Here is a 14,837-nt window from a genome sequence, read left to right on the forward strand (position 1 = left end):
TTGAACGCTATGAAACAGGTACTTTTTGTTCGTCCCGACAGCCGCGAGGACGGGAAAATTATGTGGTGTCTCTCCGGCAGCGAACAGGTTGAGGTGGTGGATAGCCTGGACGCACTGGTGAACCATCCTCTGGCTGCCCGTGTTTGTCTGCTGCTGCCCGCGAGTAATATGATTTTCCGCCATTTTACCCTGCCGAAGAAAGTCGCCTCGCAGGTGACGGCGTTCTCGTGGATGGCGGAAGAGACGCTGATTGGCGATGTGGACAACCTTCACTGGACGGTGCTTAACAAAAAGGGTGCCGAGGTGGACGCCGTCGCCATTGACGCCGATTGTCTGCGCGGGTGGTTAAACCGCTGTCAGGACGCTGGGTTGACGGTCATACAGGCGCTGCCGGATGCCTGGCTGCTGCCCGCAACGGCAGGCGGAAGCACGCTTGTCGCCATGGACGACGGTTACTGGCTGCGTTTATCACCGCATGTCGCCTGCGAAATAGCGCCGGGCCTGTTGCCCCTTTTACTGCAGAAAGCGGGAGAGGGAGAGGTGTGCTGTTACGGTGAAACGCCTGCCGATGTTGACGTCGATATCGTACAACCCTGGCAGCATCCACTGGTGTTGATCCAGCCGCAGTGGCAAACCTGTCGCGTCACGCTCCTGCATGGTCAGTTCAGCGCGAAAGCGAGCGCGGGTAAAGCCGCGAAGGGCATCAAAGCGGCAATGGCCGCAGCGGGCCTGCTCTCTCTTGGCCTGCTACTGGGCCCACGGATCGCCATGGCCTGGATGCTGGTGCAACAGGAAAATCAGGTTCAACAAGAGATCCTTCAGGTTTACCAGCACCATTTCCCCAGCATGCGCCAGCAGACCAATATCAAATATCACTTTGGTCAAAACATGAAAAAGCAGAGTAAAGGGGTATTTCTGCAACTGGACGATCTGGAGAAAGCCAGACAGGTGGTACCAGGAATGGAGATCTCTTTGCTCGAATACGATGCCCGGCAAAACACGTTGACGCTGAGCGTCAGTTCGCAAAACCAAACTGCCTTGCAGAGGTTTGTGGATCAGGCGGGTGAGTATTTTGATTTCACACTCCAGCCTGTTTCTACGTCTGCACCTTATACCGCCATGATCACAGGGAAATATAAATGAAAGCGCGAATCGCCCAGCTCAAGTCTCGTTATCAGCATTACAGCGCCAGAGAAAAAAATGTCCTGAAAATAGGTGCCGTCGCCATATTGGGAAGCGCTATATATTATGCAGGTGTTATCCCTCTGGATAATATGATTCAAAATAGTAAAACCACGCTCAGCAGACAAAAAGCGTCGCTGAACTGGATGCGCAGCGAAATAAATAAAAACCATCTCCTGGTTCAGGTTGTTAAAACCGATAATCCGCGCACAGTAGTAGAAAATAGCGCGCAGGAAATTAAACTGCCCCTGACGGATGTACGTCAGGATGGACAAACTTTATCGTTCGTCGTTAATCGCTTAAACGTGTATGAATTAAAAAACTGGCTGCGGGAAATTAACCAGACCTCCGGCGTCAGGCTGCAAAAAATGAATCTCACCCCGGTCGATCATCTCAGCGACGTGAAGGCAGAGGTGCAGCTTACCTGGAGCAAAACCGCATGAATACCTTCGCACTGATGCGGGAGGTTTACCCGGTGGGGTTCCCGGTGATGAGTGCGATTCTGGGCGGCATTGTGGGGAGCTTTCTGGGCGTCGTCGCCGAGCGCGTACCTGGCATGGTGATGGAAGAGGAAGGCAGTGGCAATTTGCTGTTCCCGGCCTCGCACTGCCCGGTATGCCAGCACACGCTTGCCGCCTGGGAGAATATCCCGCTGATCAGCTGGCTTGTTTTACGTGGCCGCTGTAGCTGCTGCGGCACTGCGATACCATTGCGGATATTTTTGGTCGAACTTTTTTCGGCCCTGTTTTTTGGTGCCACCGCCTGGTGTATGCCGAACGTGCAAATCGTGTTCTCCCTATGGCTGCTGGCCGCGTTTTTACTACCTCTCGCCATGATCGACTGGCGACACCAGCTGCTGCCGGATTGCCTTACCCAGCCGCTGCTTTGGGCGGGACTGCTGCTCCATGCTTTTGATCACCGGTTACCCTTACGGGATGCACTGTTCGGTGCCGCGGCGGGCTATCTGTCGCTCTGGTTGCTTTATTGGGCGTTTCGCCTGACAACCGGACGGGAAGGTCTGGGATACGGTGATTTTAAGCTGCTGGCGGCTTTAGGAGCCTGGTGCGGCTGGCAGGCGTTACCTGCGCTTGAATTAATCGCTGCATTAAGCGGTATTGCCGGTTATTTCGCTTTGACGCATTTAAATAAAAATAACCTCACAATTTCTTTCGGACCGTATCTCTCATTTGCTGGAATAGTGGTGTTTATCAGCCAGCAGTTCCCTTTTGCATTTTAAATATTCAGGTCAAGTTTTTTTATAAATTTTTTTGACGGAGGAAGAGAAGGACGACTCTTTGCGCTCAGTGTATCGTGAGAGATATAAGCTACACGGAAATTGGGCTTGTATCTTTTTATGGAGGAATACAACGCAATAACACGTTTTTTGTCACGGTTTCAGGTTGGTTAAATACGCATTACGCGAAAGACTCCATGTTCTCAAGGAAGACATGGATGATTAACGTTACGAATAAATTTATCAGGAAATAAAAATGAAATTTATGAAGCCTAAATATCTGGCGCTCTTTATTGCGGCGGCAACCAGCTCTGCATTTGCAGCGGCGCCAGGGGCACCGACGATCGGCTATGGCAATGACAAATTTGCCCTGGTTGAAGTGGATCAAGCCGCTCAGGATTATAACAATCTGGTCAAAGTGCATAATGATGGCGTGGATGTGAAAGTTGAGTGGAACGTCTGGAGCGGCGATGCGCCAACTTCAGCCAAAGTGCTGCTGGACGGGCAGACCGTCTGGAACGGTGCAGGGGGGGCCACGGGCTCAGCAACGTTCAAAGTGAAAAAAGGTGGACGTTATCAGGAACAGGTTGAGGTCTGTAACACCAGCGGTTGTGCGAAAAGTGCCAGCAAGCTGATTATCGTTGCTGATACCGATGGCAGCCATCTGCTGCCGCTGAACAGCGCGATGAAGGAGAACAACAAAACCTTCGCGAACCACACAGATAAAGTGGTTGCTGCTTACTTCCCGGAATGGGGGGTTTACGATCGTAATTTCTCTGTTGATAAAATCCCTGCTGCCAACCTTAACCACATTCTTTACGGCTTTATCCCAATCTGCGGCGGTGACGGCATCAACGATGGCCTGAAAACGGTTGAAGGGGGTAACAGCTTCAGAGTGCTTCAGAACGACTGTAAGGGCCGTCCGGACTTTACCGTGGCAATTCACGATCCATGGGCTGCGCTGCAAAAACCACAGGCTGGCGTCTCCAGCTGGGACGACCCGTACAAAGGTAACTTTGGTCAGCTGATGGCGCTGAAAAAAGCGCATCCGGGCCTGAAAGTGCTGCCATCTATCGGCGGCTGGACGCTCTCCGATCCCTTCTTCCACATGGGCGATCCGGCTATCCGTGCCCGCTTTGTCTCCTCTGTTAAAGATTTCCTGCAAACCTGGAAATTCTTTGACGGTGTGGATATCGACTGGGAATTCCCTGGCGGTGGCGGCGTGACGGAAACCAAAGGTAACCCACAGCAGGATAAAGCTACCTATACCGCGCTGATGCACGACCTGCGCACCATGCTGAACGAGTTGTCTGCCCAGACAGGCCGTACCTATGAGTTGACCAGCGCCATCGGGGCCGGTAAAGATAAGATTGAAGACGTGGATTACACCACGGCTCAGCAGTATCTCGACCACATCTTCCTGATGAGCTATGACTTCTACGGCGGCTGGAGCAACACCGAACTGGGACACCAGGCTGCGCTGCGTGCGCCAGCATGGCGACCAGACACCAACTACACCACGGAGAATGGTGTTAATGCGCTGCTTCAGCAGGGCGTACAACCTGGCAAGATCGTCGTGGGTGCGGGGATGTATGGCCGTGGCTGGACCGGTGTGCATGGCTACACGGGTGACAACCCATTCACCGGTACCGCAACGGGCATGGTGAAAGGCACCTGGGAACCGGGGGTGGTTGACTATCGTCAGATCGTCAACGAATACAAAGGCAAGCCTGGCTGGGAGTACGGCTATGATGCGGACGCAGAAGCACCTTATGTCTTCAACAAATCTACCGGCGACCTGATCTCTTATGAAGATGCGCGTTCTACCACTGCGAAGGGTAAATACGTGCTGTCGAAAAACCTGGGTGGGCTGTTCGCATGGTCTATTGACTCTGATAACGGCGATATTCTGAACGCGATGAACGAAAGCCTGCTGGGTGGTAGCTCTACGCCGGTTGATCCGGTGGTCACTAACCGCGCGCCAATCGCGTCATCAGTTGATCAGAATGTCTCTGGTCCGGCAACCGTCACGCTCAATGGTTCTGCTTCCAGCGATCCGGATGGCGATGCGATTACCTACAAATGGTCTCAGATCTCTGGTCCGTCTGTCGCCCTTACCAACAGCACCAAAGCGAAAGCGACCTTTAACGTTGCTGCTGTCACCACTGACCAGACCATGGCGTTCCGCCTGACAGTGACGGACGCTAAAGGCCTGAGCAACGCGATCGATGTGCAGGTGGTGAACAAAGCGCCAAAAGCTAACCAGGCTCCGGTCGTGAACCCAATGGAAGCGGTGACGCTGCAGGCAGGCGAGACCTATGCTCTGCATGCGCAGGCTGTGGATCCAGACGGCGATGCTCTGACCTACACCTGGAGCGTTCCAGCGGATATGCACGCAACCGGTACGGATACGGCGAACGTGAGTATCACAGCGCCAGAGGTGACCTCAACGTCGACCTACACCCTGAGCGTGGTGGTGGGCGATGGTAAAACCAGCGTGCAGTCTAACGTGCAGGTCACGGTGGATCCGAAACCGGCTGAGGTCACCCCTCCTGCTGATGAAGTAACACCTCCAGCCGAGGAAGGTACTGCAACCGGTAGCTGTGACGCACCAGTGGATGCGAACGCCAGCAAATATGCCGCGTGGGATGCCAGCAAAATCTACAACAATGGCGATACCGTAAGTGCCGATCATCTGGTGTGGAAAGCGAAATACTGGACGCAAGGTAACAAACCTGGCTTCGGTGTGGATGCCTGGGAACTGGTGAGCAACGTGAAGATGAACTGGCGTTCTGACCTGGTCTACAACGGCGGTGAAACCACTACCTACCAGGGTAACGTTTACCGTGCCAAATGGTGGACCCGTGGCGATAACCCGGCTAATAGCGACGTATGGGTGAAAGAAGGCGTATCAGCCGATTGCAAATAATCTAACCCGATAATCACTCCCCCTCACGAAAGGGGGAGTGATGCAATATTCATTTTACAGGATGTTGGTCAGGAGAAATAACCGAAACTGTCAGCAGGTAAAAATGAAAAAGGTCATTTTGTTGTTATTAATAATAAGCCAAAGCGCACTGGCAAACTGTTGGGATAAAGCGGCGCATTATTATCATGTTGACCCGTATTTATTGTATGCCATAGCCAATGTCGAATCCGGTATGAACCCGTATGCGGTGGGACAAAATCATGATGGCACGCGTGATGTCGGGTTGATGCAAATTAACAGCTCACATTTTACGGAACTGGAGACCAGAGGTATTGATGAACACCGCCTGATGGCTGAACCCTGTACCTCCATCATGGTTGGTGCTTCCATTCTGTCCGGAATGATTAAGGTCTATGGCTATAACTGGGAAGCTGTCGGTGCATATAACGCGGGTTTAAAAAAAGAGAATTATCCGCAGCGTATGATCTATGCCCATAAAGTCTGGAAAAAATATCAGCAATTAAAAATAGCTGCGCAATATTAATGCTTTTTATTTTTTGAAGAATTCCTGAGGGTGTTCTTCGAAAAGAAAAACAGCTGTCTGTGGTTTATGTATTAATGGATTAATACATAAATCGGGATTTTAATTTTAACTTCAATTAACAGGAATCTGAAATGAACAAAAGGACGTTATTGAGTGTACTCGTTGCCGGAGCATGCGTAGCCCCCTTTATGGCACAGGCTGCCTCACTACAAGCGACCACCAGTGAGCCATACACCATGAAAGCCAGTGATCTGGCGAAGAAAGAAAAAGAGCTGACCAGCTTCCCGCTGATGGCCTCGGTGAAGGAGACCATTCAGACGCTGGACAATGCGCAGGTCGAACTGATTGAGCCAGGCCGTGCAGCGAACCCGGAAAACGTGAAGCGCGTTGAAGGTATTGTTAAGGCCAGCGACTGGGAATATCTCTTCCCGCTGCGTGCGCAGGCGTACACCTATAGCAACTTCCTGAAAGCGGTCGGTAAATTCCCGGCGCTGTGTAAGACCTATAAAGATGGTCGCGACAGCGACGCCATCTGCCGCAAAGAACTGGCAACCATGTTTGCTCACTTCGCTCAGGAGACTGGCGGCCATGAAAGCTGGCGTCCGGAAGCCGAATGGCGTCAGGCACTGGTGCACGTACGTGAAATGGGCTGGAGCGAAGGGCAGAAGGGGGGCTATAACGGCGAATGTAACCCGGATGTCTGGCAGGGGCAGACCTGGCCGTGCGGTAAAGATAAAGACGGCGATTTCCTGAGCTACTTTGGTCGCGGCGCAAAACAGTTGTCTTACAACTACAACTACGGCCCGTTCTCTGAAGCGATGTACGGTGACGTGCGTACGCTGCTCGATAAACCTGAGCTGGTGGCAGATACCTGGCTGAACCTGGCGAGCGCGATCTTCTTCTTCGCCTATCCGCAGCCACCAAAACCCAGCATGCTGCAGGTTATCGACGGCACATGGCAGCCGAACGATCACGATAAAGCCAACGGTCTGGTGCCTGGCTTCGGCGTGACCACGCAGATCATTAACGGGGGTGTCGAATGCGGCGGCCCGACTGAAATTGCGCAATCCCAGAACCGTATTAAGTATTACAAAGAGTTTGCTAACTACCTGAAAGTGCCCGTTCCGGCGAATGAAGTGCTGGGTTGCGCCAACATGAAGCAGTTCGATGAAGGTGGCGCAGGCGCGCTGAAGATTTACTGGGAGCAGGACTGGGGATGGAGTGCGGATACGCCGAGCGGCGAAACCTACTCGTGTCAGCTGGTAGGTTACCAGACACCGTTCAGTGCGTTCAAAGAGGGCGACTACAGCAAGTGCGTGCAGAAGTTCTTTAAAGTGAACATCGTTAACGACGAAGGCTCTGCCACCACGCCGGATGAAACCCCGGCTCCGGCACCAACACCTATTCCGGATGAAACGCCGGCAGAACCGGCGGCGGTGAATCACGCACCGGTCGCGCATATTGCCGGCCCAATTGGTGCGGTTGACGCCGGTGCGCAGGTTTCACTGAGCGCCGAAGGTTCGACGGATGCTGATGGTAACCAGCTGACTTACACCTGGCGTGCTCAGGATGGCCAGACTGTGACGGGTCAGGATAAAGCGGTTGTGACTTTCAGAGCACCAGAAGCGGCGACGACTCAGCAGATAGAAATCAGCCTCACTGTTAGCGACGGTGAACTGAGCAGTACAACCTCTTATCTGCTGAACGTGAAGGCGAAAGCGGTTCCGTCTCAGGACGAAGGGACATCCGGCTCTTACGCTGCGTGGAGTGCGAACAGTAAGTACAAAGCAGGTGATATCGTGAACAACCACGGTAAACTGTTCCAGTGCAAACCGTTCCCGTACAGCGGCTGGTGTAACACGGCTCCGGCATACTATGAACCCGGCGCAGGTCTGGCATGGTCTGACGCCTGGACGGCACTGTAAAAGCAAACGGCAACCGAGAGGTTGCCGTTTTCGTGTTTGCACTGTGCTGTTGCAGGCCCGGTAAGGCGAAGCTGCCACCGGGCAAAAAGGCTAGCGATGAAGCTTCCCGTGATCCCGCAACCACGCCGCCGTGCGCACAATCCCTTCATCCAGCGTCACGATCGGTTTATACCCCAGCTCGTTCTCTGCGCGGGTAATATCCAGCGTGAAATCAAAGTTGAGCTTTGATACTCCATAGTGCGTCAGCGCAGGTTCTTTTGCCGATTTACTGCCAAAACGCTCCATGCTGCGGGCAATTATATCCAGCATTGGGTAGGGCACTGAACGAATACGGCAGTTGATCTGCAGTTCATCAATCAGTCGCTGCACAATACTGCGTAACGAGCACGGCTCGCCGTTAGTGATGTTGTATGCCCGGCCAGAAATGAGCGTATCGCAGTCCGGCTGACTTGCCAGCCACATGGCGTGGACTGCATTTTCGTAGTAGGTCATATCCACTAGCGCATCGCCGCCACGTGGCAACAGCACGCTGCCGTAATGGTGCATCATCTGTGCCAGACGCGGAATGAACACTTTGTCGTGCGGCCCGAACAGGCTCTGCGGACGCAGTACTGTAAAACGGGTATGCGGGTTTGACTGCGCCAGCAGGTCAATCACCTCTTCGCTGGCTGCCTTGCTGCGGGCGAACTCACAGGCAAAACGTGCCGGGCGGAAATCTTCCTGTACGTCACGATGGTGGTGATAGTCGAAATAGAGTGACGGGGAGGAGATATGGATAAAGTTACGCACGCCCCAGGCAACGGCCCATTCGCCCAGACGGCGGGTTGCCCGCACGTTAGCGAGGTCAAAGGCTTCCTGGGTTCCCCACGGAGAGGTGAAACTGGAGCAGTGCCACAGCGTGTCGATACCGGCGAGCATCACTTTCGCCTGAGAGGAGACCAGCTCCGTCAGGTCAGCATGGACAAACTCTGCGCCCATTTTTTGCAGCAGTTTTCCCATCGCTTCGTTGCGACCGGTAGCCCTGACGCTGATGCCTTTGTTGCGAAGAAATTCGACCGCATTTCGGCCTAAGCCGCTGGTCGCCCCGGTAACCAGTACCTTCATATCAATCCACTGTGTTGAAAAAGAATTTCGTGCGCATTCTTTCGTGAATTACGGCGGGTTGCAATGGGAAAGGTGAAAGAAAGAGAGTTTTATTTAGATCTTTTCCGTCTTCAGTTCTGCCAGTTGCGCAATCCGTTTCGCCATTCCCCGGAAGATAAACAGATGTGCGGGGATCATGAACAACCAGTAGAACAGACCCGGCATCCCGTGCGGATGCCACCAGGCGCGGACGTCCAGTTCACGATGGTCGCCTTTGTCTTTCAGTGTAAAGCAGAGTCGGCCCAGCCCCGGGGCTTTCATACCGAACAGCAGTGCCAGCTGTTTTTCTGGCTCAACGATAATCACCTTCCAGCTGTCTACTGTATCGCCCACCTCAAGATACGGGCGCGCCGGGCGACCTTTTGCCAGCCTGTGCCCTACCAGCAGATCCATTGCTCCACGTGTTTGCCAGAGAATATTGCCGAAGAAATAACGTTCTTTGCCGCCAATCTGGTTCACCACGTCCCACAGCGCCGCCAGGCTTGCCTGCGTTTTTACGGTGCAGCCAGCCTGTTTCGGGTAGTAACCATACTCTGGTCGCCAGCGGGCAAACGCCTGGGCGTCGTAACCCCAGTCGCTGGAGTTCACCAGTTGCTCTTCTTCTTTCAGCGTATTGTGTACGGCATCATCAAAGTGGATCAGCTTCTGGGGAATGAGGGCGCGCAACTCCCGATCGTCCGCCAGTAAATCATGTTTCAGCCCCTGGATCAGCGCTTTGGCGGTCGTCGGCGGCACAGAGGTGATCACATTCAAAAACCACACCGAAATCCAGCGAGTCGGGAAGGGAACAGGGATCAGCCAGCGTTTACGGCCGCTGAAGCGCATGAAATGCTCGAACTGCTCCTGATAACTCAGCACTTCCGGGCCTGCCGCCTCCAGCACGCGGTGTTGCTCTGCAGGGTGATCCAGCAGGGCCACCAGGTAATGCAGTAAATTCTCCAGCGCAATCGGCGTGGTGCGCGAACGGACCCAGCGCGGCGGCGTGAGGACTGGCAGGTTGTAGACCATATCGCGCATCACTTCGAAGGCAGCAGAGCCTGCACCGACGATAATTCCGGCGCGCAGTTCGGTAACAGGAATAGTTGCGCCGCGCAGGGTTTCAGCCGTCAGCTGGCGGGCTCGCAGATGATCGGATTGCTCATGTTCGGGAGCCTGGAGTGAGCTTAAAAAAATCACCTGTTTCACCGGCGTTTGCAGCAAGGCATCGCGGACGTTCATCGCCACCTGACGCTCGTGGGCGATAAAATCGCCGCCTTCGCCCATGCTGTGCACCAGGTAGTAAAGTGTGTCGACCCCTTCCAGCAGCGCGGGAAGTTCCTTCGGCCAGTTGAGGTCAACGTTATGGCAGGTGACGCCAGGCCAATTGAGTTTTTGCAGACGTTCGGTGTTCCGTGCCGCTGCCAGCACCTGATGCCCCTGCTGGCTTAACGCCGCGGTGAGGTGCTGACCGATATACCCGCTGGCGCCAAGCACCAGAATTCGTTGCGGCACGTGAGGCTCCTTAACGCTGTAAAAACGCCTGCCAGTGTTTCACCACTTCTGACAGCTGTTCACGATTAACATCGAGATGCATGACCAGGCGCACGACAGGTGAGGCATTGATCAGCACGCCACGGGCTTTCATAAATTCACCCAGCGCGGCAGCGTGTTCTTCACCCACGCGAACGAACAGCATGTTGGTATCGTGGCGCATTACATCGGCACCTATTTCGCGCAGCTGTGTCGCCATCCATGCGGCATTGTCATGATCGTCTTTCAGACGTGCCACGTTGTTTTTCAGGGCATACAGCCCGGCCGCCGCCAGAATACCCGCCTGACGCATCCCGCCGCCGGTCATTTTACGCCAGCGGTTGGCACGTTTAATGTAGTCCGCATTACCGACCAGCAGGGAACCCACGGGCGTACCCAACCCTTTAGAGAGGCAAATAGTGAATGAATCGCAATATTGCGTGATCTCTTTTAGCTCGCAACCGTACGCCACCACGGCGTTAAAGATGCGTGCGCCATCCACGTGCAGCCCCAGTTTACGCTCACGGGTAAATTCCCACGCCGCCTTCAGATACTCGCGCGGCAAAACTTTACCGTTATGGGTGTTTTCCAGACTGAGCAGTTTTGTGCGCGCAAAGTGAATATCGTCAGCTTTGATTTTCGCAGCGACCTTATCAAGCGGGAGGGTGCCGTCAGGCGCGGCGTCAATCGGTTGCGGCTGAATGCTGCCGAGCACCGCCGCACCGCCTGCTTCATACAGATAGTTATGCGCGCCCTGGCCGACAATGTACTCTTCGCCGCGCTCGCAGTGGCTCAGCAGCGCCACCAGGTTAGCCTGAGTGCCGGTTGGCAGGAACAGAGCGGCCTCTTTTCCGCTGAGCTCTGCAGCATAGCGCTGCAGCTCATTAACCGTCGGATCGTCACCATAGACGTCGTCCCCGACCGGAGCGGCCATCATCTCTTCGAGCATGGCGCGGCTCGGACGGGTTACGGTATCACTGCGTAAATCAATCATGGCATGTCCTTATATTTAAAAGGCGATGCCAGATGTTTTACCTGAGCCAGTTTGTTTTTGCCAGTTCGATCACCTCATCACCACGGCCGCTGATGATGGCGCGCAGCATGTAGAGGCTAAAGCCTTTGGCCTGTTCCAGTTTGATTTGCGGTGGGATCGCCAGCTCTTCTGTGGCGACCACTACGTCCACCAGTACCGGACCGTCAATGGAAAAGGCGCGTTGCAGGGCTTCATCCACCTCTGACGCTTTTTCCACGCGAATACCGGTGATGCCACAAGCCTCGGCGATGCGCGCGAAGTTGGTGTCGTGCAGCTCAGTGCCGTCCGTCAGGTAGCCGCCGGCCTTCATCTCCATCGCCACAAAGCCCAGCACGCTGTTGTTGAAAACCACGATTTTAAGCGGGAGCTTCATCTGCACCACCGACAGGAAATCACCCATCAGCATGCTGAACCCGCCATCGCCGCACATCGCCACGACCTGACGTTCCGGTGCCGTGGCTTTCGCCCCCAGCGCCTGCGGCATGGCGTTGGCCATCGAACCGTGGTTGAACGAGCCGAGCAGGCGACGTTTACCGTTCATTTTCAGATAGCGTGCTGCCCACACGGTTGGGGTGCCCACGTCGCAGGTAAAGATGGCGTCATCGTCAGCAAAATGGCTGATCTGCTGCGCCAGATACTGCGGGTGAATGGCTTTGTCGCTCGGTTTGGCGAGGTCGTCCAGCCCTTTGCGGGCATCGCGATAATCGCTCAGCGCTTTATCAAGGAATGTGCGATCGGTTTTCTCTTCCAGCAACGGCAACAGGGTGGCAAGGGTGGATTTGATATCGCCCACCAGCGCCATATCGACCTTGCTGTGCGCGCCGATACTGGCGGGGTTGATATCAATCTGAATGATTTTAGCGTCCGTCGGGTAGAACGGACGATAAGGGAACTGCGTGCCGAGCAAAATGAGCGTGTCGGCATTCATCATCGTGTGGAAGCCGCTGGAAAAACCGATCAAGCCGGTCATACCCACGTCGTAGGGGTTATCGTACTCAACATGCTCTTTGCCGCGCAGGGCGTGGACGATCGGCGCTTTGAGCTTACCGGCGAACTCAAGTAATTCTCTATGCGCACCTGCGCAGCCGCTGCCGCACATCAGGGCGATATTGCTGGAATAGCGCAGCAGTTGCGCCAGTTTTTTCAGCTCTTCTTCGGCTGGCGTCACCACCGGCTGTGGCGCATGATACCAGTTGCTGCTGGCGGTTTCTGGTGCGGCCTTGAGCGCGACGTCACCAGGTAACACGACCACGGAAACACCGCGGTTTAGCACGGCTTTGCGCATGGCGATCGCCAGAACCTGCGGGATTTGCTCGGGGGTCGAAACGAGCTCGCAATAGTGGCTACATTCACGGAACAGCTCCTGAGGATGCGTCTCCTGAAAATAGCCACTGCCGATTTCTGTCGATGGAATATGAGCGGCAATCGCCAGAACGGGCACATGGTTGCGGTGGCAATCGAACAGACCGTTGATTAAATGCAGGTTTCCCGGGCCACATGACCCGGCGCAGACAGCCAGTTCACCGGTGAGCTGGGCTTCGGCACCGGCGGCAAAGGCGGCGACCTCCTCATGACGGGTCGGCATCCATTCAATGGTTTTCATCTTGTTGAGACTGTCGCTCAGTCCGTTAAGTGAATCGCCGGTGACACCCCAGATACGTTTTACGCCTGCTTGTTCCAGGGTTTTCGCTATGTATGCAGCCACAGTTTGTTTCATGGTTGTCCATCTCCTTTTAGTGATATCGCTTACAAGCTTAGAAGAAAGTCTCCGTATTGCCCGCCGCATCCCCCCAATTAAAAGGTGCTGTTCATGCGCAATTATTCGGCATAATCTGGTTATACCTCAGTGAAAACAGGAATCATTTCAAATGGTTAAATCATTGTTAATTGCTGTTAATGAAAAGCTATCGTACGACGATTCTGGCAAACTCTTGTTACGACTTGCCGTCGGTGGGCTAATGCTGTTTCACGGTTTGCATAAGCTGTTTGGCGGCGTGGGATTCATCAGCGGCATGCTGGTGGAAAAAGGGTTGCCGGGGTTTATCGCCTATGGCGTGTTGGTTGGCGAAGTAGTGGCACCGATCCTGATTATCATTGGCCTCTTTACGCGCCCGGCCGCGCTGGTGCTGGCGTTTACGATGATTGTGGCGTGGTTAATGGTGGGCATCGGTGAAACGTTCACCCTTGACGCTGTCGGAGCATGGGGAATTGAAAGCCTGGTGTATTTCTTTATCGGCTCGCTGGCAGTCGCGTTTTTAGGGGCAGGGCGGTTTGCGGTAGGGAAAGGTCCTGCGTGGCGGTGAGGATTATACAAGCCCGGAGGCGCTAGCGCTTACCGGGCCTGTGATCGAACGTTTAACGTTTATGCGAGGACGAGATCACCCTGCGGATGACACGAGCAGGCCAACACGTAACCTTCTGCAATTTCTGCGTCGGTCAGCGTCATGGTGCTGGTAACCGTGTAGTTGCCATCCACCACTTTGGTTTTGCAGCAACCGCACACACCTGCACGACAGGCCACCACCACGGGGATTTTATTGCTTTCCAGCGCCTCCAGCAGTGTCGTCCCCACACGGCCAAAGAAAGTCTGTGCAGGTTGCAGTTTGCTGAATTTAATCCCGCTGGTTGCCGCTTCTGCCACGGGGGTAAAGAACTGCTCTTTGAAAAAGCGGGCCACACCCAGGGTCTTCACTTCCGCTTCCACGATATCCATATACGGCGCCGGGCCGCAGGTCATCACGGTACGATTCGCGATATCAGGCACACTTTGCAGCAGCTCGCGGCTCAGACGACCGGGCACAAAACCCTGGGTTGCGTTATGTTCCGCCACCAGTGTGACCGGATAGTCGCGCCATTCTTCGGCAAAAATAACATCTTCCGGAGAACGCACGCTGAAGATCACCTGCACATCAGCCTGTGGGCGGTTCTTCGCCAGCCAGCGGCGCATCGACATAATCGGTGTTACGCCACAACCCGCTGCCAGCAGCAGGAATTTATCTTCGGCTTTGTCGTCACAGGTGAAATCACCCTGCGCGTCAGAGAGCCAGATATAATCCCCGCGTTTCACGTCCCGGGTCAGCCATTGCGAGCCAGCACCATCATCAATACGACGGATGGTGAGCGTAATGTACTCACTCACGCCCGGCGTCGAGGAGATTGTGTAGGCGCGCAGGGTGTCCGCCGTGTTGCGGACACTGACCAGCGCATACTGCCCTGCACGGTACGGATAGTAGTCATGGCACAGCAGTGACAGTGTCCACACATCCGGCGTCTCCTGATGGATGTGATGAACCTGCATCCGCCACGGACATTGTGAGGTTGGCATGGTCATGAATAAC

Annotated in this window: 12 protein-coding genes; 7 read left to right on the forward strand and 5 right to left on the reverse strand. The window is 54.5% G+C overall.

All coding sequences use genetic code 11. The annotated features are described in order from the left end of the window. Nucleotides 1-9: 9 nt before the first annotated feature. From gspL to HED65_RS10415, 6 genes are all read left to right on the forward strand, one after another. Nucleotides 10-1,143: a type II secretion system protein GspL gene (gspL, locus tag HED65_RS10390; RefSeq protein ID WP_114978513.1), complete on the forward strand. Its 1,134-nt coding sequence runs from the start codon at nt 10-12 to the stop codon at nt 1,141-1,143. Next, nucleotides 1,140-1,625 carry a type II secretion system protein M gene (locus HED65_RS10395; RefSeq protein WP_114978514.1) on the forward strand — a complete coding sequence of 162 codons (486 nt, stop codon included), beginning with the start codon at nt 1,140-1,142 and terminating at the stop codon, nt 1,623-1,625. The genes gspL and HED65_RS10395 overlap by 4 nt, the downstream gene beginning before the upstream one ends. Beyond that, complete coding sequence (locus HED65_RS10400; RefSeq protein ID WP_114978515.1) at nt 1,622-2,419, forward strand: prepilin peptidase; 798 nt, start codon at nt 1,622-1,624, stop codon at nt 2,417-2,419. The genes HED65_RS10395 and HED65_RS10400 overlap by 4 nt, the downstream gene beginning before the upstream one ends. 253 nt (nt 2,420-2,672) lie before the next feature. Further along, on the forward strand, nt 2,673-5,345 hold the full coding sequence (locus HED65_RS10405) for a glycosyl hydrolase family 18 protein (RefSeq protein WP_114978516.1): 2,673 nt from the start codon (nt 2,673-2,675) through the stop codon (nt 5,343-5,345). Nucleotides 5,346-5,448: 103 nt separating this feature from the next. Further along, nucleotides 5,449-5,889: a type III secretion system invasion protein IagB gene (gene iagB, locus HED65_RS10410; RefSeq protein ID WP_114978517.1), complete on the forward strand. Its 441-nt coding sequence runs from the start codon at nt 5,449-5,451 to the stop codon at nt 5,887-5,889. A gap of 131 nt (nt 5,890-6,020) precedes the next feature. Next, nucleotides 6,021-7,814 (forward strand): glycoside hydrolase family 19 protein, encoded by a 1,794-nt coding sequence (locus HED65_RS10415; protein WP_114978518.1) that lies wholly within the window; start codon nt 6,021-6,023, stop codon nt 7,812-7,814. A gap of 90 nt (nt 7,815-7,904) precedes the next feature. Here the strand turns inward: HED65_RS10415 and HED65_RS10420 are convergent, their stop codons facing one another. From HED65_RS10420 to poxB, 4 genes are all read right to left on the reverse strand, one after another. Further along, nucleotides 7,905-8,918, reverse strand: a complete 1,014-nt coding sequence (locus HED65_RS10420; protein WP_114978519.1) for a 3-beta-hydroxysteroid dehydrogenase — start codon at nt 8,916-8,918, stop codon at nt 7,905-7,907. 93 nt (nt 8,919-9,011) lie between these two features. Continuing rightward, a complete protein-coding gene (locus HED65_RS10425; RefSeq protein WP_114978520.1) occupies nt 9,012-10,448 on the reverse strand; it encodes an SDR family oxidoreductase in 1,437 nt (478 codons plus the stop codon). Nucleotides 10,449-10,458: 10 nt separating this feature from the next. Then, nucleotides 10,459-11,460 (reverse strand): low-specificity L-threonine aldolase, encoded by a 1,002-nt coding sequence (ltaE, locus tag HED65_RS10430; RefSeq protein WP_114978521.1) that lies wholly within the window; start codon nt 11,458-11,460, stop codon nt 10,459-10,461. Nucleotides 11,461-11,497: 37 nt separating this feature from the next. Further along, nucleotides 11,498-13,216: a ubiquinone-dependent pyruvate dehydrogenase gene (poxB, locus tag HED65_RS10435; protein WP_114978522.1), complete on the reverse strand. Its 1,719-nt coding sequence runs from the start codon at nt 13,214-13,216 to the stop codon at nt 11,498-11,500. Nucleotides 13,217-13,367: 151 nt separating this feature from the next. On the opposite strand from poxB, the gene HED65_RS10440 reads away from it, so the two are divergent. Beyond that, nucleotides 13,368-13,802, forward strand: coding sequence for a DoxX family protein (locus HED65_RS10440; RefSeq protein WP_114978523.1), 435 nt, complete (start codon nt 13,368-13,370; stop codon nt 13,800-13,802). Between the two features lie 59 nt (nt 13,803-13,861). Here the strand turns inward: HED65_RS10440 and hcr are convergent, their stop codons facing one another. Then, nucleotides 13,862-14,830: an NADH oxidoreductase gene (gene hcr / locus HED65_RS10445; protein WP_114978524.1), complete on the reverse strand. Its 969-nt coding sequence runs from the start codon at nt 14,828-14,830 to the stop codon at nt 13,862-13,864. Nucleotides 14,831-14,837: the final 7 nt, after the last annotated feature.

This window comes from Pantoea sp. LS15 (assembly GCF_012241585.1).
Classification (GTDB): Bacteria; Pseudomonadota; Gammaproteobacteria; order Enterobacterales; family Enterobacteriaceae; genus Enterobacter.